Annotated in this window: 17 protein-coding genes; 2 read left to right on the top strand and 15 right to left on the bottom strand. The window is 61.6% G+C overall.

Annotated elements, in window-relative coordinates:
- Positions 1-167 precede the first annotated feature (167 nt).
- The 12 genes from GSQ93_RS27795 to GSQ93_RS27740 all read right to left on the bottom strand — a co-directional run bounded on the left by GSQ93_RS27795 (position 168) and on the right by GSQ93_RS27740 (position 12823).
- Positions 168-620 carry an RpiB/LacA/LacB family sugar-phosphate isomerase gene (locus GSQ93_RS27795; RefSeq protein WP_158938864.1) on the bottom strand — a complete coding sequence of 151 codons (453 nt, stop codon included), beginning with the start codon at positions 618-620 and terminating at the stop codon, positions 168-170.
- Between the two features lie 45 nt (positions 621-665).
- On the bottom strand, positions 666-1427 hold the full coding sequence (locus GSQ93_RS27790) for a triose-phosphate isomerase (protein WP_158938863.1): 762 nt from the start codon (positions 1425-1427) through the stop codon (positions 666-668).
- A gap of 101 nt (positions 1428-1528) precedes the next feature.
- Complete coding sequence (locus GSQ93_RS27785) at positions 1529-2482, bottom strand: D-ribose ABC transporter substrate-binding protein (protein ID WP_158938862.1); 954 nt, start codon at positions 2480-2482, stop codon at positions 1529-1531.
- Between the two features lie 89 nt (positions 2483-2571).
- Positions 2572-3669 (bottom strand): ABC transporter permease, encoded by a 1098-nt coding sequence (locus GSQ93_RS27780; RefSeq protein ID WP_158938861.1) that lies wholly within the window; start codon positions 3667-3669, stop codon positions 2572-2574.
- 26 nt (positions 3670-3695) lie between these two features.
- On the bottom strand, positions 3696-5246 hold the full coding sequence (locus GSQ93_RS27775) for a sugar ABC transporter ATP-binding protein (protein WP_158938860.1): 1551 nt from the start codon (positions 5244-5246) through the stop codon (positions 3696-3698).
- Positions 5243-5899, bottom strand: a complete 657-nt coding sequence (locus GSQ93_RS27770; protein ID WP_158938859.1) for a DUF2291 family protein — start codon at positions 5897-5899, stop codon at positions 5243-5245. The genes GSQ93_RS27775 and GSQ93_RS27770 overlap by 4 nt, the downstream gene beginning before the upstream one ends.
- 135 nt (positions 5900-6034) lie before the next feature.
- Complete coding sequence (gene dhaL / locus GSQ93_RS27765) at positions 6035-6679, bottom strand: dihydroxyacetone kinase subunit DhaL (RefSeq protein ID WP_158938858.1); 645 nt, start codon at positions 6677-6679, stop codon at positions 6035-6037.
- Positions 6663-7688, bottom strand: coding sequence for a dihydroxyacetone kinase subunit DhaK (locus GSQ93_RS27760; protein ID WP_158938857.1), 1026 nt, complete (start codon positions 7686-7688; stop codon positions 6663-6665). Before GSQ93_RS27760 ends, dhaL begins: the two co-directional genes overlap by 17 nt.
- A 28-nt stretch (positions 7689-7716) precedes the next feature.
- Complete coding sequence (locus tag GSQ93_RS27755) at positions 7717-8649, bottom strand: sugar phosphate isomerase/epimerase (RefSeq protein ID WP_158938856.1); 933 nt, start codon at positions 8647-8649, stop codon at positions 7717-7719.
- Between the two features lie 39 nt (positions 8650-8688).
- Positions 8689-10200: a glycerol-3-phosphate dehydrogenase gene (locus GSQ93_RS27750; protein ID WP_158938855.1), complete on the bottom strand. Its 1512-nt coding sequence runs from the start codon at positions 10198-10200 to the stop codon at positions 8689-8691.
- Positions 10197-11846, bottom strand: a complete 1650-nt coding sequence (locus tag GSQ93_RS27745) for an FGGY-family carbohydrate kinase (protein WP_158939048.1) — start codon at positions 11844-11846, stop codon at positions 10197-10199. The genes GSQ93_RS27750 and GSQ93_RS27745 overlap by 4 nt, the downstream gene beginning before the upstream one ends.
- Positions 11846-12823, bottom strand: coding sequence for a sugar-binding transcriptional regulator (locus GSQ93_RS27740; protein ID WP_158938854.1), 978 nt, complete (start codon positions 12821-12823; stop codon positions 11846-11848). Before GSQ93_RS27740 ends, GSQ93_RS27745 begins: the two co-directional genes overlap by 1 nt.
- 260 nt (positions 12824-13083) lie before the next feature.
- Between GSQ93_RS27740 and GSQ93_RS38350 the strand changes: the two genes are divergently transcribed.
- Positions 13084-13269 carry a hypothetical protein gene (locus tag GSQ93_RS38350; protein WP_254074095.1) on the top strand — a complete coding sequence of 62 codons (186 nt, stop codon included), beginning with the start codon at positions 13084-13086 and terminating at the stop codon, positions 13267-13269.
- A gap of 124 nt (positions 13270-13393) precedes the next feature.
- On the opposite strand, the gene GSQ93_RS27730 is transcribed toward GSQ93_RS38350, so the two are convergent.
- The 3 genes from GSQ93_RS27730 to GSQ93_RS27720 form a co-directional block, all read right to left on the bottom strand.
- Positions 13394-14083: a PepSY-associated TM helix domain-containing protein gene (locus GSQ93_RS27730; protein ID WP_158938853.1), complete on the bottom strand. Its 690-nt coding sequence runs from the start codon at positions 14081-14083 to the stop codon at positions 13394-13396.
- Positions 14084-14125: 42 nt separating this feature from the next.
- Complete coding sequence (locus GSQ93_RS27725; protein WP_158938852.1) at positions 14126-16303, bottom strand: TonB-dependent siderophore receptor; 2178 nt, start codon at positions 16301-16303, stop codon at positions 14126-14128.
- Positions 16304-16763: 460 nt separating this feature from the next.
- Positions 16764-17753, bottom strand: a complete 990-nt coding sequence (locus GSQ93_RS27720; protein ID WP_158938851.1) for a LysR family transcriptional regulator — start codon at positions 17751-17753, stop codon at positions 16764-16766.
- A gap of 360 nt (positions 17754-18113) precedes the next feature.
- Between GSQ93_RS27720 and GSQ93_RS27715 the strand changes: the two genes are divergently transcribed.
- Positions 18114-19382: an MFS transporter gene (locus GSQ93_RS27715; RefSeq protein WP_158938850.1), complete on the top strand. Its 1269-nt coding sequence runs from the start codon at positions 18114-18116 to the stop codon at positions 19380-19382.
- Positions 19383-19421: the final 39 nt, after the last annotated feature.

Here is a 19421-nt window from a genome sequence, read left to right as displayed (position 1 = left end):
CGTTTCTTTGTCGCTTTGGACAAAGAAATGACGTGCCGCCACGCACAGTGGCTAAAAGTGATAAAGAGAAAATCCGACTCTCGCAGACCACTAACGCTGAAAGCAGCAACCCGGCATAGACCCCGACCGCTAACCCTGGAACCCACTCCCACCACGTCCCATCCCCCTCAACCGTGGTACTTAGCATCAACCTCATCAATCGCCGCCACATTCCCTGCGCTGCGTCCATTCTCGTCGAAGCTCTGCGCCAGAAAAGCATCGGCAATGGTTTTAGCGACTTCCGCCCCAATCACCCGCGACCCCATCGTGATGATCTGCGCATTATTCGACAGCGCCGCACGTTCCGCCGAATAGGTATCGTGACACAATGCAGCGCGGATTCCGGGCACCTTATTCGCCGAGATACTGACACCAATCCCGGTACCACAGACCAAAATCGCACGGTCATACTCGCCACGTAGCAGGCTCGATGCCACACGGTCCGACAGGTTTGCATAGAACTCCTGTGGATCTGCTTCGTTGCTCGATACCTCAAAAACCTCAAAGCGATCCTTGAGATGTTCAGCCAGCACATGGGCCAGCCCAGCCCCCGCGCTATCTCCAGCAATTGCAAGTTTCACGATGATCTCCATCATTCAGGTTGAAATACCACGCATGCGAACAGGTCAGAGCACCGCCCTGACGCGCTCCAGAATGTCCAGATACCCATCTACGTTCCAGGCAGACCGCCCAATGAACAATCCGTCAATATGTGCACAAGCGGCAAGTTCAGCGCAGTTGTCCGGGTTGACGGAGCCGCCATAAAGGCACGGCACGCGGCGGCCAAGAATGTCCTGCGCCACCGCGATGATCTCCGCCTGACGAGCATCGGCATAGTCCGCGCTGGCCGGTATGCCGCGCTCGCCAATGGCCCAAACCGGCTCGTACGCAAGCAGGATCGGGGCCGCGTGTTGTTCCGGCTTCAATCGGCCCAATGCGCCACGTACTTCGGCAGCCAGGACTTCGGCGGCTCGCCCACCTTCGCGATCGGCGAGCGTCTCGCCAATGCAGATCAGCGGCGTCAGCCCGTGACGCACAGCTGCCTCGACCTTCAGCCCCACTGTTTCATCGATCTCGCCAAAATGTTCACGCCGCTCGGAGTGGCCGAGTTCGACTAGATCCATCGCGCAATCGACCAGCATCGACGGTGAGATTTCACCGGTCCAGGCGCCATGATCGGCCCAGTGCATATTCTGCGCGCCGACCTTCACCGTGGTATCCGTCAGGATTGCCTTGACCTCGCGAATCGCAGTGAAAGGCGGAATTACGAAGCGCTGCATCCGCGGGTCGGCAGTGCTGGTGAGCAGACCTTCGGCAAACGCGCGCGCCTCCGCCAGGGTCTTGTTCATTTTCCAGCTGGTACCGATCCAGAAAGGGGAATGGGTCATGATGATGTCGTCAATCAGATGCACTTACCGGCGCTGCTGCGCACCGCGCCGGGTGAAACCGCAGGTGCCCTTCGGCGCCCTGCGGGTTTGCAGCCTTGGCATTACTTCGAAAGGGTAAATGCGGAGGTGTACTTATCCACGTTGGCCTTGGTGATCAGGACGCAATCGAAGAGTTGCTTTTCAGTCTTGGCACCCGTCTTGCCGGTCTTCAGGAACTGATCAGCCTCCTGCACCGCCTTGACAGAAAACGTGGCAACCGGCTGTAGCACCGTGTATTGCAACTCGCCGGCCTTGACTGCGGCAACCGCGGTCGGTGAACCGTCAAAACCACCCACCTTGATGCTCGAGAGTTTGCCGGCCTGCTTGAGCGCGGCAATCCCGCCAAGCGCCATTTCGTCGTTGCCGCTGATCACGCCAATGATGTCCGGGTGCGCTTGCAACAGGCTCTGCATCGCGTTGAAACCCTTGGTGCGATCCCAGTCGGCCACTTGCGATCCGACCTTCTTCAGATCCGGATACTGGCTAAGCACTGACGTATAGCCGTTCGAACGCGTCGCGGCGTTGTTGTCGGACGGCGAGCCGAGCAGTTCGACATAGTTGCCCTTCGATCCGACGTCCTTCACCCATTGCTGCGCGCCCAGCGCCGCACCCTGTGCGTTGTTGGACACGAGTTGCGCCTTGGCCAAGCCCTCCTGGTTGATCTCGGCATTGACGAGGAAAACCGGAATGTTGGCGGCAACCGCCTTTTTCACCGCACCGACGGACCCGCTGGCGTTCGCGGGATCGAGAATGATCGCGACCGATTTGTTGGTGATGGCGGTATCGATCAACTGGCTTTCGGCGTTGGTGTCACCTTTCGAAGCCGCGACGTTCGCGGTGTATCCGAGCCTTTTCGCCTCGGCGGCCGCTACGTTGCCTTCTGTGAGCCAGTAGGGGTTCGAGGGATCGTTGACGATGATGGTGACGAGCCCCCCGGCCGCATGAGCTTGGCTTGCGAACAGCGGCGCGGCGATGGCAACGGCGGCGAGTATCAAAGTTCTTCTTTTGGTTGTCATGGTAAGTCTCCTTTTTTGATTAGCGATGGCGTTGGGGTAAGACGAATAAGCACAAGTAAGACATTCTTCTCAAGGGCCGGCGGCGCGGCTTAAACCTTGCCGCCTTGTGGAGAAGTGGGTTGGCCGGAAGTCGGCGCAGGGCGCTTGACGCGACGGCGATATTGAATGGCGTTGAGCAACACCGCGAGCACGATGACCGCGCCGGTGAACACCGTTTGCCAATACGAAGAGATACCGATAATCACCAGACCGTCGGACAGGAAACCGATCACGAAGGCCCCGAGCAGGGTCCCGCGGATGTTGCCGGTGCCGCCCATCAGCGACGCACCGCCAATAACCACCGCGGCGATGGCCGTCAGTTCATAGGTCGTGCCGGCCGTCGGACCGGCGGACGTGAGCTGCGAGGACAGGATCAACCCGGCGATGGCAGCACAGACACCCGAGAGCATGTACACGCTGATTTGCACTCTTTTCACCGGTACGCCTGAAAGTTGGGCCGCGCGCTCGTTGCCGCCGGAACCATAAAGCCAGCGGCCGAAGGCCGTGCGGGTGAGCATGATGCTGCCCAGGATCCCGATGACCGCGAGGATCAGCACGCCGACGGGAACATTAAACAGGCGATCAAAGCCGAGCCCGTTGAAGCCGACGTTGCCCAGATCCGCGTGGCCGCCCAGGTTGTTGTAGGTCAGGCCGTTGGTCATGAGCAGAGCAAGTCCGCGCACCACATACATCACCCCGAGCGTGGCGACGAACGCAGGCACCTTGAACCGCGCGATCAGCACGCCGTTGACCAGGCCGATAAAGGCGCCAAGCAGACAGCACAGCACCACCACGACCCAGACCGCCGGATATAGCACGACGCCAAACAGGTTCAGCGTCACACCCTGCAGGAAGAACCCCGCGACCACACCGGACAGGCCGAGCGTGGATCCCACCGACAGGTCGATGCCGCCGTTGATGATCACCAGCAGCATCCCGATCGCAAGGATGCCGTAGATAGCTACGTGCGAAGCCATCGTCAGGAAGTTTTCGACTGCGAAGTAATACGGCGAGAGAAACGAAAATACGATGATGATCACGATCAGCGCAAAGAATGCACGTCCTTCGAGCAGCATCTTGCCGAGGTCGAAACCATCGCCGAACCGGCTGACGCGGGTTGACGTGGAAGGTTTGGCGGAGTCGTTCATGTTCAAGTCTCCAAGCATTTCTATGATCAGATCACCACGGCTTCGCCGGAGGCGGCCATGATCTGGTCTTTGGTGGCATCGGTGCCGAATTCTGCAGATATCTTGCCCCGGCGCATGACGACAATCCGATGCGCGATGCTCAGGCATTCGCCCACTTCAGACGTCGAAAACACGACGGCCAAGCCCTTTGCGGCGCTCTCGCTGAGCAGGCGGAAAACCTCGGCTTTCGCACCGATGTCAATGCCGCGGCTAGGCTCGTCAAGCAGGATGACTTTGGGTCGCGTGGCGAGCATCTTGCCGATCACGACCTTTTGCTGGTTGCCGCCCGACAAGGAGCCAATAGGTGCGCCCGGACCCGCCGTCTTGACGTGAACGTTCCGGATCGACTGATCGATGAGCTCACGCTCGCGGGAGAAGGACAGCAGCAATCCTCTGACGAAGGTGCCGATGCTCGCGAGCGACAGGTTGGTGCCAACATTCATGGTCGGTACCAGGCCATCGCGCTGACGATCTTCCGGCACCAGCACGAGGCCGCGCGCAATACGCCCGGCAATGCTCAGTGAGGCAATGTCCTCGCCTTCGAGAAGGACCTTGCCGCCGGTCACCGGCGAGCGACCGGCGACAGCCTCAAGCAACTCCGTGCGCCCCGCCCCCATCAGGCCGTAGATGCACACGATCTCGCCTGCGCGCACGTCAAGCGACAGATGATCGACCACGGAAATGCCGGATCCGGCGTCGTCGGAAACACTGACATCGTCAATAGCGAGTGCAATGTCGCCGAACGCGTAGCCTGTCGGCGGCGAGCCGAGGTCGAAGTTCTCTCCCACCATGTTGCGCACGATCCACGCGAGGTCGATATCCTTGGCTTCCGCCGTTGCGGTCATCCTGCCGTCGCGCAGCACCACGGCGTAGTCGGTAATCTGCAGCGCCTCTTCAAGATGATGCGAGATATAGACAATCGACACGCCGCGGCTGGTCAGGTCGCGGATCACCTTGAACAGCACCTCGACCTCGGACGCGCTCAGCGCCGAAGTCGGCTCATCCATGATGAGGATGCGCGATTGAACGGAGAGCGCGCGAGCAATCTCAACGACCTGCTGCTGGCCCAGGCGCAAGTCCTGGACCCGTGTCAACGGGTCGATTTCCTCTTCGAGATCAGCCATCAGCGCCCGTGCCTGCCGGGCTTCCTCGGCGAAGTTGACGCCCGTCGCGCTGCGCAGTTCCCGGCCCATGAAGATGTTGTCGCGAACGCTGAGGTTCGGCGCGAGACTCAACTCCTGGTGGATGATCGAGATACCGTGATCGCGCGCATCGTTTGACGACGCAAAGGCGACGCGCTGACCATCGAGTTCGATACGCCCCGATGTCGGCGTCTCCACTCCGGCGAGGATCTTCATCAAGGTCGACTTACCTGCGCCGTTCTCGCCGAACAACGTGGTGACCTTGCCGCGATGGATGTCGAAGTTCACGCCCTTCAACGCATGCACGCCGCCATACGACTTGACGATGTCACGCGCCGACAGCAGCACTTCGCCGGCCGCGGATTGCGTTTTGTTGGTTTGGTTCGGGGTACTCATTTTACGTCCAGCTTTACCGGCGTCACCAGCCAGCCGTTCGGATTGATCAACTGGAATACGCCGACAACCGATATGGTCTTGCCGGTCAGCTTCGCCGTATCGACCTTGGCCAAGACGGCTTTTTTCATCGCCGTGTTGATTGCGTAGCCGGCATTCTGATAGTCGATCTGGTTGGTGAATTGCTCGAAGCTGATCGTGCCAGTGGCATCGCGCAAATCGGTGCCGTTGATTGCCGGGCCGGTCTGCACGCGGATGACCACCGAGTCAGGTACGTTGGGCACCTTCACGGTATAGATCCCGGCATCTTCACTACCTGCAACGCCGTCGAACTTGACCGAAATTTCGGGGCCAATGCCGCCGCCTGCTACGCCATATTGCTTGCCGGCCGCGTCCTGATCCTTGGCAATGGCCGCAGCCAGCGTGTCGGCGCTGACTGCCTTGCCCTCGATCGCCGCCTGTGTTTTCGGAAATTGCGCTTCGCCATAGACAGCGGGATCGAAAACCTTGACTTGCGCATCGCTGGCCGATCCGATCTTCACGACCTTGGTGCTCAAGGCCATCGCCACGATCAGAATCACCACTAGCACGGCGGCGATGGCTGCGCGAGAGCCGCGTTTCGCGCGACGATTTATCGTTGGGACAACTGTGCTCATTTGAACGCCTCCTGACCTGCTGCACGACGTAAATCCAACGCGGGGATGCTGCATCCTCCCGCCTTCATTGGCTGCTTCACTGCATCCACCGCGCTTAAGGGCTTACTGTCCCTATCGCGCTTGACGCGTGTCATCTCATGCTGTGTCACGTTGCCCCCAGTCTTCAGCGATCACGTTGAGCACCATCGTCGCGGACGCCGCGCCCGGATCGATATGTCCGAGACTGCGGGCACCAAGACGTGCCGATCGTCCCTTGGTCGCGACCATCGACTTGGTGGACTCGGCGCCTACTGTCGCGGCGTCGCGTATCCGCGCCATGATCTCGGGCAGCGGCAACCCGCTCGCCATGCCTTGTTCCGCTGCTGCTGCGGCGGGCGTCCAGACGTCGACCATGGTTTTCTCGCCCTGCTCCGCCTTGCCACGCGAGCGGATACCTTCGGCAATGGCGACGATCAGCATTGGCGCCTCGGTCCACGGCATGTCCGAACGCGGCCCCGCAACCTTGGCCGCGCGCATGAGCGCGGTGGCGTAAAGCGGCCCCGACGAGGCGCCGACCGCGTTGAGGAAACCCTTTGCCGCGGCGTTGAGTTGATCGGCGAGCAAAGCCTCCGCTGACAGCGCATCAATCGCACGGGATGCCGCGGCAAAGCCGTCCGCCATCGCAATACCGTGGTCGGCGTCACCGATCACACCGTCAAGCCGGCACAGCTCATCTCGCGCTGCGCCGATTGTTTCGGCGAGTTGGCGGAACAAGCGCGCAATGTCAGCAGTCGTCAGCATCGACGGCCCCCTGTTGATACATCGCGCACTGGCACGGGTGGTCCAGCAAGCGCTGCAATTCGTCGTCGAGATGCATCAGGGTGATCGAGGCACCGGCCATTTCGAGCGACGTACACAGCGGCCCAACCAGGGTGCGATGCACGATCAACCCCGCCTCGGCCAGCCGCTGCGCAACGCGGCGATTCATGATGTACAGCTCCATCAACGGCGTTGCGCCAAGCGAGTTCACCAGCACTGCCACGCGATCTCCCTTCGCCGCACCCATCTCAGCGAGGATGGCGTCCATGATCTCGTCGACGACTGCATCGGCCGGTCGTAGCGCCTCGCGACGCATCCCCGGCTCACCGTGGATTCCCATGCCGATTTCCATCTCGCCCGGGGCGATGTCGAAATTCGCGCGCCGCGTCTGCGGCAGCGAACAGGGCGCAAGCGCCACGCCCAACGTGTAGGTTCGGGCGTTGGCATGACGCGCTACCCGCTCCACTTCGTCCAGCGACATCATCAGATCCGCCGCTGCGCCGGCAGCTTTAAAAATGAACACATTGCCTGCCACGCCGCGCCGTTGTTCGCGCTGGTCGCGCGGCGCGGAAGCGATGTCGTCGGTGGTCAGCACTGTCCGCGCCTCGACGCCCTCAAGCTCCAGCAACTCGGTGGCCATGTCGAAATTCATCACGTCGCCGGCATAGTTGCCGTACATAAACAGCACGCCCGCGCCGCCGTACGTGGCCAGCGCCGCATCGACCGCCGGTTGCGGCGGGGGCGAGGCGAAGACATTGCCGACCGCCGCAGCATCGGCCAACCCTTTGCCGACAAAGCCCAGAAAAGTAGGCTCGTGCCCCGACCCGCCGCCGATTACCAGCGCCACCTTTCCCGCGCGCGGTCCGTGGCGCGCGACGATCGCACGCGGCGCACGCTCGTGCCGCTGCAGCAAGTCGCCATGTGCGGCGATCACGCCGTCCAGCATCTCGTCGACGGCGGCATTGCCGTCGTTGATCAGTTTCTGTGTCATCGCGCCGTTCATCGCAGTCTTTGCTCCTTCAGATGTTCAGGTCAGACACACCGGTATCGAAATGCGGAGCCCAGAACGCCACCGATTCGGCGATCTGCTCGACTACCTGTCGATCCTTGGGTTCGCGTTCCTTGAACGACAACTCCAGGCATATTTCGTTATCCTTTCCACCGCCTTCTTTAATCGCTTCGATCAGCGGGGCGGGCTGGATACGGCCGCGCGCGTTGAACTCGGCAGTGAACGGATGGTGTCCCCCCTTGTCCATCAGCGACTGCTTGATATGGATGATGGGTGAGACACGCGGCACTGCGCGCGCCCACGCATAGGGGTCGAAGTCGTCGGGGTTGGCACTGGTAACGTCGCCGTGATCGATGTCCGCCATCATCCACATCGGCACCGCCATGTTCGCCGCGCTCAGCCGTTTTTGCAGCGCCATGCACCCGGAGATCGTCTCGCCGAACTCGCGCCCGACCGACATGGGTTCCCAGAACACGTACTGCAAGCCAGCGCTCTTCGCATGTTCAGCGACCTCGGCCCAGCAATCGATCGCGGTCTGGATCAACGTTTCGCGCCGGCCGGTATCGTCGAAGTCCTGATAGGTAAAGATGGCGAACTGGGTGCCGATCGAATTGCCACCCAGATCAGCCGTGATGTCGGCGAAGGTCTTGAACCAGTCGACGTAGTAGCGGCGCACGTCGGCATCCGGATGGCCGAAATGATTGAGCCGCCCGTAGGGGCCAGTCATGCCCGACGTGATCCGCACCCCGGTTCGCGCCATCGCCGCGCGCATCTGACGCGTAAGACGCCGCGTGACTGCAGCAGGCCACGACGGGTTGATGAACTCGTGCGTGAGCTGCACGTCGCGGATTTTCATCTTGTGCGCGATAGCGTCGATAAGATCATCCGGCTCGGCGAAGCGATTCACCAGTGGATTCGTGTTGAGTGCGAGCGTAAAAGCCATTTTCGTCTCGTGTTTTATAGGTATCGATCGTGATCCGATTCAGGCGGATTTTCTGTCGAGGCCGTCGAACCAGGCACCGAACGCAGCCGTTTGCTCGGCGCTCATGTGCAGTCCATGCTTGGTGCGCCGCGTCAGGATGTCCGGCACTGTCTCCGCCCACTCCTGTGCGATGAGGTAACGCACTTCGGCCTCGTAGAAATTCGGTCCAAACTGTCGACCGAGATCGGCAACTGAATGAGCGGAGCCGATTACCTGCGCCGTGCGCGCACCGTAGGTCCGCGCGTAGTGGAGCAGCAAGTCCCGCGGCAACCACTCGTACTCGCGCTGCAAACGCGCAATGAATTGCGGCACGTCGGCGTTCTCGATCTCCCCACCGGGCAGCGTTGCCGTGGCCGTCCAGTCTTTTCCCATGTCAGGAAAGGTCGGCCGCAGGTGTTGCATCGCATGTTCGGAGAGCTTGCGGAAGGTCGTGATCTTGCCGCCGAATACGTTGAGCAAAGGCGCACCGCCACTGGTGTCGAGGTCGAACACATAGTCGCGCGTCACCGCTGAAGGATTGCCTTTGCCGTCGTCGTATAACGGGCGAACACCCGAGAACGTCTGCACCACATCCTGGCGCCGCAGCGGCTGCTTGAAGTAGCGGTTCACCGCGCTCAGGAGGTATTCGACTTCCGTTTCGTCAATCGCCACGTTTTCGGGCGCACCGTCCCAGGGGATATCCGTGGTGCCAATGAGCGCCTTGTCCCCTTCATAGGGATTGATAAAAATCACCCGCTTGTCATGGTTCTGCACCAGGTAGGAGTGCGGACCATCCCAGAACTTGGGGGTGACAATATGACTGCCCTTGACCAGCCGCACCTTGCGCGCCGAATGGCCGCCCGCCACGCGCTCGATGACGTCGGCTACCCAAGGCCCGGCAGCATTGACCAGCGCCCGGGCGGTCACCACGCGTGTTGTACCGTTGCGCGTGTTGCGCAACTCGATACGCCATGCGCCGCCTTCGCGCCGCGCCGAGGTACACACTGTGCGGGTGAGCACCTGTGTGCCGCGCTGCGCCGCGTCGAGGGCGTTGAGCACGACGAGGCGCGCGTCATCGACCCAACAGTCAGAATATTCGAAGCCCCTGCGGTACTGGTCCTTGATCGGCGCACCTTCCGGGCTGCGCAGCAGATCCAGAGTCCGCGTTCCCGGCAGTTTCTTGCGCCCGCCGAGGTGATCGTATAAAAACAACCCTAACCTGACCAGCCACGCCGGCCGGTCGTCGGGGCTGTGCGGAAGCACAAAACGCATCGGCCAGATGATGTGCGGTGCGGCGTTGAGCAGCACTTCGCGCTCAATCAACGCCTCACGCACGAGCCGAAATTCGTAGTACTCAAGATAGCGCAGGCCGCCATGCACCAGCTTGCCCGAACGCGACGAGGTCCCCTGCGCTAGATCGTCCTTCTCGCACAGGATCACCGACAGCCCGCGTCCCGAGGCATCGCGCGCAATGCCCGCGCCGTTGATGCCGCCGCCAATGACGAACAGGTCGACCATCTGGCTGTCATTCATCTCACCGCCCTCCGTTCGACTTTCGTGGCGGCAGGCATGGCGCCGGGGTGACCGCTGCCTTTCGCCTGCCGTGCCTGCTGTGCCATTTCGTCCCACACGGGTTCCAACGCGCGTCGCGCGTCCCGGTAGACAGGAAACGCCTGCGAGTAGGTCTGCACCCGATCCGGATCGGGAGTCTCGACCGGTCCCAATAGGGGCGTGACCCACTCAGCGATGCACGCCTGCATGTCGGGATAAGCACCCAGCGCGACCGCCGCCATCATGGCCGCACCGGCCGCGCCCGCTTCTTCGCGCGTGGACGTTCGCACCGGAGCGCCCACCACCGCGCCGAGCACCGCACGCAATGCACGCGATCGGGTCGCACCGCCGGTCAGGCGCAGTTCTGCCGGCATCGCGCCGCCCATTGCCGCATAGCAATCGCGCGCGGCCATCCCGAGCCCCTCGACCACCGCAAGCAACAAATCCGGGAATCGGCTTTCGCTTGTGAGTCCGGTGAAATTGGCGCGTGCGTTCGCATTAACGAACGGGCCGCGCTCGCCGGCATCGGAGATATAAGGGTGGTAAAGGTGCGCGCCCGGGCGGCCGGACTGCAGCCAGCCATCGATGCGTTTCACTCGCTCAACGTGCGAGAGCGTCGTGCCGAATTCCGCGAGCAGATCGCAGGCCAGATTCAAGATCCAGTCGATGTTCAGGGTCGCAGCCATGTTCGACTGCACTTGCGCCGACATGCCGGGTATGGGCAGCGCGATGACGTATCCCGTGCCCTCGGCGTTCAGATACACATCGGTGTTCTGGACTGCACGCATATGCATGCCCGTCGATCCGATGATCGAGCAGGTCGCGCCCACCCCACCCTCTGTGTGAATACCGGCACCCAACGCCGTCAACACGATGTCGACGAACCCCAGGCACACCGGCGTTCCTGCCAGCAGGCCCGTGGCCGCCGCGGCTTCAGGCGACAGCGCATGGGTGACCTCGGTGCCATCGACGATCTCGGGCAACAAACCACGCCGCGCCGTCAGCCCGAGGGCTTCGATTACCGAGTCGTCATAGCGCCGGGTGCGGAAGTTGCCATAGGTGAAGCTCGCCTCCGACGGATCCGTCGCGCGCACCCCGGTGAGGTTGAGATACAGCCAGTCCTTGCAATGCAATGCGACTTCGGAGCGATCGAGCACCTCGGGCGTGGTTGCCGCCATATGCGCGATCTGCGCACCCTGACTGCACGCCGCAAGCCCGGTACCGGTGGCCTCGAAGCGAGCACGGCTCGCCGCGCCTCCTTGCAGCCACCGCACGGTATCCGCGGCGCGTGCGTCCAGCCATAGCCAGGCGTCGGTCGCGGGCTTGTTTCCCGCGCCGACCAACCAAGTACCATCGCCCTGCCCGGTCACCGCCACCGCCGCGGTGCGCCGCGCCAGGCCGTCGACCTTGGCACCGAGATCACGCAGCGTCTGCGCGCAGTCTGCCCAGGTCTGGTCCAGCGACTGAAAGGCCGCGCCATCGGCGCTCGTGGTGTATCGATTAGGCACCGATGCAACGGCGACCTGCCGCCCTGCCAGATCAAAGGCTACTGCCTTGATGACCGAGGTGCCGGCGTCGATACCGATCAGAAGATCGCGTCCTGCGCTGGCGCTGCGAAACGGAACCATCACGCAGCCTCTGCTTTGAGTGTTCCATCGTTGAGCGCGAGCGCCGTGGCCTCATCGGTTATCAACCCGCTGAGGAGGCCGCTGCTTAGAACGGCGCGGATCGCCTCTACCTTCTCGGCGCCGCCGGCAATGGCAACGATGCGCCGCCCGGTCAGATCCGCGAGATTGGGCGCGACCGTGCGCGCCGCCAACGATGTCTCAACGGATTTGCCGGCGTGATCGAAAAAGTGGCCCAGCACTTCGCCCAGGCCACCCATGTCGCGTACCTCACGAATTTCTGCCGGCTCGATCATCTGCGATGCAACGAGTTGGGCATCGGGTTGCGCAGTGCCGATACCGACGATCATCAGGTCCGAATGCGCGGCCAGATCAAACACCTCGCGCACGCCGCGTTGCGATAGCAACACCTCCCGATCTTCGGCCGTATTGGCGAAAAACGGCAGGGGCAGCACATAAGATACGGCGCCGGTTTTTTCTGCCAGGCGGTGGATCACGTCGTACGGATTCGCCGTGTAATTGCGCGTGACGCCGCCCAGCAGCGACACGAAGCGCACTTTGCCGGCATCCATACGCGGCATGTCGGCCACGACCGCCGCTAAGGTGCGGCCATGCCCCATGCCGATCACTCCGCCCTGACGAGCGGCGATCTCGCGTTGCAGGAAGTGCGCCCCGGCAACGCCCAACGCACGCAGCGGCAGACCAACCTCGTGCAGATCAGGCACTACCTCGCAATAGGCCAGCCCATAGCGGTCGGCAAGTTCGGCTTCCAGTACGACGCATTCCGCCACGTCGCCATCAATCGTGACCTTCACCGCGCCACTCTGATTGGCGCGCGTAATGAGCCGATGCGCCTTGACGTTGCTTACCCCAAGCCGCATGGCGACATCGGCCTGCGTCTGCCCCGCGGCGTAGTGCAACCACGCCGCTCGGATCGCCAGACTGTCTTCGGCATCACGCCTGTCGGCGGACTTCGTCATGTCTTCTCCACGTGCAAAAGCGAAAAATGAATTTTTTTTCGTCTGCTGTAATTTATTTCATCTTTGCCTAGGATAGCAAGCAAATCCTCGGTTGGCATCCGCTAAAACCCTTATTCGATATACGTCAGGCGCCCGAAAGCTTGGTCGCCCGGATCGAGGGTTCGGGCTGCAAGGGGGCGGTTCAGGGATTTTTTCGACAGCCGTTTGAACCGGCCGGCTGCGTGGGATGATTTGCGCTCGGCATGGCGAATGGACGAGCGATGAGCATCGAACCTTTGAGCGACGGCAAGATAATCGAGGCATGGAAGCGGAACGCTGCGCCCTGGACGAATGCGGTCCGTGGCGGCGAAATCGAGAGCCGGCGATTGGTGACCGATCGCGCGATCCTGGATGCGGTCCTTGGGTGCAGCCCGGAGAGGGTTATCGATCTGGGTTGTGGCGGCTAGAACTCATAGAAACGAGCGGACTGACGCTTCGCGCGCTACAAGAGCCAATCGATCCGCGAACTGGCAAACCGGCATCCGTCATGTTTCGTGCGCATCGGAATGGATGACGGATCTCAAGTGCGCACTACGCAGACTGCAACGCCAATACGATCATCGTCACCAGAGACACGACGAAAATCGAAGCACCGATTGTCTTGCGGCGAGTGAGCTCGGTCCAGAGCAGCACGCCAGTGAGCGACAGCAGAATGAGGCTGCCCGCGATTGAATCCGCAAACAGGATCCAGCCAACGCCCGCTCCCTCCGAGCGATGCAACCCTTCAAGAGTGCTGATCAAACCCTGATCGCGGCGTTCGACGTTGACGAGGCTCCCGCCTTTCCACATATCGGCCGTGACCAGATAGTGCGGCGCGATAAAGCGAATCACCCAGTGCTCGGGCTGGATCACGGACTGGTCGCCCCACGTGACGGGTTTAGCCTTTTCACGCGTCACTCGCTCAGCAGGCCGGTCGAGCTTCAATTCGGCCTGTAGATATTGCGCAAGTTCAGCAGGCGATTTCGGCGGCGGTGCCGGCATGGCGACCTGGATTGTCGATACGCTCTGACCGCCGACCTTGATCTTCATCGTCGCGCGATGATTCTGGAGGATCCCTGTTACGCCAAAAAGCAGGCCAAGTACCGCGCCCCACAATCCAATCCAGCCGTGGACCTTACGAAGCCACTTGAGAAAGGTGCTGCGGCGCGAGCGCGATTTCTGCCCGCTGTCCTGGGATGCCGCCGCCGGTTCGACGTTATTTTTTAGTGTGCTTGCCTGCATGATGGTTTCTTGTAAGTCTAATGTGGGAAGAGGCGCAAAGCGCTAGAAATCGAATGTCGAACTGAGCTCGAGCGTGCGCCCGAGGCCGACACCAATCTGGTTCGATCCAACCGCGCTCCAGTAGCGCTTGTTGGTCGCGTTTTCGAGGTTCGCCTGGATCGTTGCCCGCTTGCCGAAGATGCGCGTGGTGTAGCGCAGGCCGGCGGTGAACAACGTATAGCCGCCAATTGATGCCTGATCCAGATCGTTCACCGCGCGAGACCCGATGTAGTAGAGACCGCCGTTGATCGACAGCCCGGCCACCGCCGGTATGCGATAGTCGGCAAACAGGCTTGCCGTGACGTGGGCCGCGTTTTCAGGTGTCTTGCCTACCAGCGTCGGATCGGGCGAGTCGACCTGCGTCGCATCGAGGTAGACCGCGGAAGCAATGACCGACAGATCGCGCGTCAGATCCCCTTGCAGCGAAAATTCGACGCCTCGATACCGTGCATTGCCGTTCATCACGAAGACGTTATCGGCGTTGGTACCGGTCGATGGCTGACGCAAATTGAACAACGCAACCGACGCAAGCATGTTGTTCGTGAGCCGGGTCCGCACGCCGATTTCTTCCTGTTTGCTGACACCGGCAGGCAGGATCTGGTTGGCATTTTCGGCGGTCGCGGGCGCGCTTCCTTCGGACTCCAACGCTTCAACGTAGCTCGCGTAGACGCTGGTGTTGGGCGTCACCCTGTAACTCAGGCTCGCGGAGGGTGTCGTCCTGCTGATGTCGAAGTTGGGCGTTCCAGCCTGCGACGTAACGTATTCGGATTGCCGTAGCCCCGGGATGAATTGCAACCGCGAGGTCAAGTCGATCCGATCGAACACATAAGCGCCGCCGTTGCGAATATGCTGCGCGAAGAACTGCTTGGGCGTACCGCTAGGCGTCAGCGCGGTGATGTCGACGGGGTTGTAAAGGTTTTGCGGCGCAGTGAATGTGTAGGACGTGAAGTTCGGCTGATACATCCAGTCCTGCGAGACGCCCATCGTCAGGTCGTGACTGATTGAGCCGGTCTTGAACACGCCATTCGTCTCGAGACGGACCGTCTCGTTCTGGTACCGCTGACCATTTTGCTGGGTGGCCTGCACGGTGCCGGCGCCCGTTGTCACGTTGTACTTCTGGAAGACCCAGTTCCAGCGGTCGCGCCGCGTGATCGACTCGCCCGCAGCAAGGTTCACGCTCCAGTTATCCGATAACGCGTAGTTGGCGCGGAACAGGTTCGTATCGGCGCTGGAACGCGTCGGATAGCCCGCGCCCGACAATAGTTTGTTTGGATCAGGAATGCCAGGGAGCGAGATGACGCCCTGCTTGTTCGCCGCGAGCGGCACGATGCCCGCCTGCTCAACAACGCTCGTCTCGATGTGCTCAAGATCGTACTGAAGCGTCAGGCGGCTGTTCACACGCCAGTCGAGCGCCGCGCTGATGAACTTCCGGTAGCCGTGATCGCCGTCGATCGGCGTCTCGACATGCTCGTCCATCGCATTGATGCGGACGCCGAACTGATCGTCCGTCCCAAACCGCCGGGCGATATCGACATGCGTGCCGTACGACCCTCGCGAATCACCGAGCACCGAGACGCTCGTGACCGGCTCGGTCCCGGCGCGCTTGGTCACCATGTTCACGATGCCGGCCGGCGCGGCAAAACCGTAGTAGAGCGCGGACGCCGCTTTCAGAACTTCGACGCGCTCCTTGTCCTCCATCGGCATCCAGATGTTGTTGTCGATCGGCAGGATCCCGTTGAAGTAGAAGCTTGCGCGGTTGTCGAGCGGGACGCCGCGAATCGACAGGTTATCGTAAGCAAGGCCGCTGAGTTGCTGGCGCGTGACGCCGGCCACGTTGCGCAGCGCGTCGTAAAGGCCGGTATCTCCCTGAGCATCCATCACGCTGCGCGTTACCACATTCACCGTGGCGGGCACATCCAGCGCATCCATTCCGCGATACGGGCCGGTTTCGACCGATGCCGGCGCAAAGCCGTGTGCCCGCTGGCTGGTGACCGCTACCGGAGGAAGCTGTTGCGCGTTGGACTCATCCGTCGCGGGAACTGCTGTGCTGCTGGTTGTATCTGTATCGGCTATCGCCGGTCGTACTGCCATACCGATCAAGCCGGCCGCCAGCAAAGCGCTGACGAGCGGCCCCCTTTTATCGAGCGGCAACCGTCTGCCCGCCCCTTTTCCCCGACGCATGGTTAAACCCCCGAATGAGCGTTGGAACGCGATCCCGAAGGCCGGCGGTTTATGCCAACTTCGAATGAAACGCATCCCTCGATCATTTCATAAATAAGAATGATTTGCGTTTATATTATTATTTATTTAAAAAATCAAGTGACACTTTTTCGTCACTGGGCTCGTTGCGCGATGTGTTCGCCGACAGAGATAAGGGCGAGGGTCCGCACTGTGGCCAACATCGGGCAATCGCCAGTGCCCAGTGATCTGCAAAATGCAAATGCGAATTGAATGTGCGATTGAGTCCGCGACTGTCACGACCGGCCCCGCCGCGCCGGAAATTCATCAATAGGAATACTGATCGTTTTGCTTGCGGCAGACGATTCCGAAGAGCGAGTCTCTGCACCGATCGACATGGCGGTTCAGATAGCCGACAATCGCACCTATGCTCTCTCAGGGCAGGTGCAGCGTTGTGCATCGATCATCCTGGCTGGCTTTTCTTTGTCCCTCGTGTGGACGGTGTTCCACTAGGCGCAGACGTATCAGCCCGGTCCCACGCGTTGTCACGCTCCCAGGGCGGCAACGGTTGCCACGCATCAAACAAGCAATCGATAAAGCGGCGAACCCTGGGCGCGAGATGTCGTCGCGATGGATAGATCGCCCGAATAGGCAGTGCTTCGACCGCAAATGCCTGCAGGATGGGTTGCAAGCGCCCTTGCCCGATGTCAGCCGCGAGCAAGTAGGAAGGCAGATTGACGATGCCGGCGCCATTGACCGCCGCGTTGACGAGCGCGTCCGCACTGTCCATTCTCAACCGGCCATTCGTGTTCACGGTCTCTTGCCCGGTGCCGGCAAACGACCAGGCTTGAGGACGTCCCAAGCTCACGAAGTGTAGGCATTCATGATTTGCAAGCTCGGACGGCACCGCCGGTACGCCTCGCTTTGCGAGGTAATCCGGCGAAGCGCAGGTCAGCAGCTTCTGCGTCGCGACTGTACGCGCGATCAGGCGTGAGTCCGGCTTGGGCTCACCGACCCGCACGGCGATATCGAATCCCTCATCGACCAGATCGACAAACCTGTCCGTGAAGCTGACCTCGGCCGTCACGGCGGGCCAACTCTCAAGAAACGACTCTATGACCGGGAGCACTTGCCGATGCCCAAGCGCGACCGGCAGGCTGATGCGCAGCGTTCCTGCTGGCGTCGCGCTCCGTACCGCCATTGCCGTCTCGGTCTCTTCGAGATCTTCCAGAATTTGTGTACACCGCGCAAAATACACCGCTCCGTCGTCCGTCAGACCCAGGCTCTGCGGCGTCCGGTGGAGCAGGCGAACCTGCAGGCGAGTCTCCAGACGCGCAATGATCTTGCCCACTGCAGAGCGCGTGATGCCGAGTTGCTGTGCCGCCGACGTGAAGGTGCCGGCCCTGACCACAGAGACGAACGTCGCGATATCGTTGAAGTTTCCAGGAGCCAAATCAATGTCCTCTCAAGCGAGTTCCGAGGCGTCCGAGCAAGCGGCATGGGAAGCTCAACCGCAGCCATTCTTGTGAACAGATCGTCCATATAGTCGACTGCCAGGGCGCCAAATAAGCGCTCATCCCTTGAAACGGTTGCACGCGCGGTCGCTGCCTTTTCGATCACGATTCGTCGTATCGTGCCGGCCAAAGCGCTCTGATGATATCCCGTCGCCCGCGCGGCGCGCTCAAGGGGAACCACATTCCCCATCGAAGCCCCTATCCTTCGTTTCAGCAAACAGTAGTGATCGGCAGTCGTGCACGCCCACTGTGCACCCCGACGCCGACACTGCGCATTTCGCCGAACCGGAGAACATCATATGGATACCCAACAACTTGTCTGCCCGTCGGGGGGCCCGTCGCTTGCAGGCGACGGCGCGCCGTCCGCCGTGCCGATCCCCGCTATTGAACCCGCCTCGCGCGGCCCGTCGTGGCTTGCGGTCTTGTCGGTCGCGGTGGGGTCATTCGCTTTCGTCGCGACGGAATACCTGCCCGTCGGGCTGTTGCCTCAGATCGCGCGGGACCTCGGTGTCACGCCGGGCACCGCCGGGCTCATGGTGACAACGCCGGGCATCATCGCCGCGATATCGGCGCCCGCGCTGCTGCTCGCCGCAGGGCGCATCAACCGGCGCCTGATCCTGCTGACGCTGGCCGTCCTGCTGCTCGCATCGAACCTGATTTCCGCCATCGCGCCAAGCTTTGCTGTGATGCTGATCGGCCGGGCACTGCTGGGCGCCAGCCTCGGCGGCTTCTGGACTGTCGCGCTTGGCGCATCCGGGCAACTGGTCCGCGAGGATCAGGCAGCACGAGCAAGCGCGACCATTTTCATGGGCATTACGCTGGCGACCGTGATCGGCGTGCCGCTCGGCACCTTGATTGCGAACCTGACGTCGTGGCGCATGTCGTTTGCTGCAACAGCAGTGCTCGCCGCTGTCGCGTTGGCAGCGCAGGCTGTGTTCTTGCCGTCTCTCGCACCGAAGGCCGCGATGCGCACCGACGACTTCCGGGCGATGCTGGCGCGCTCGAGCGTGCGCCGCAGTTTGTTAATGGTCGGTCTTCTGTTCGGCGCCCATTTTGCCGCCTATACGTATATCGCGCCCTTCCTTGAACGCAATGCTTCGTTCGGCGCTTCATGGATCACCGCCGTTCTGCTCGGCTTCGGGGTCGTGGGCTTCGTCGCGAACTTTGCGGTGTCGGCCATCGTGACGCGCCATTTGAAGACGTCCTTGCTCGTGCTTGGCACGCTCGTGCTGGTCGCCCTGCTCGCATTGCCCATGGTTCAGGGTTCCCGTGCAGGCGTGATTGCCGCCGTGGCTTTGTGGGGACTGGCCTACGGCGCGATTCCGCTTTGCTTGAGCGTCTGGATGCAACTGAGCTCGCCTGGCCGCCCGGAAGCCGGTTCGTCGATGTTCGTCAGTACCGTGCAGATCGCGATTGCGCTCGGCTCGCTTGCCGGTGGCGCCGTGGTGGACCACCTGGGCATGGCAGCAACAATGCGCTTTGGCGCCCTGCTCGCCGCGCTCAGCGTGGTCGTGATGATGACGTTCAACACCACTCGCACGACGCTCAAGGACGTGCTCGAAAAGTGACCGGGCCGCGCCACAAAGACAGTTCCAGCAGGCCCGGCA

The organism is Burkholderia sp. S171 (genome assembly GCF_009766085.1).
In the GTDB taxonomy this organism is placed as follows: domain Bacteria; phylum Pseudomonadota; class Gammaproteobacteria; order Burkholderiales; family Burkholderiaceae; genus Caballeronia.
This window is presented reverse-complemented; position numbering and strand designations above follow the sequence as displayed.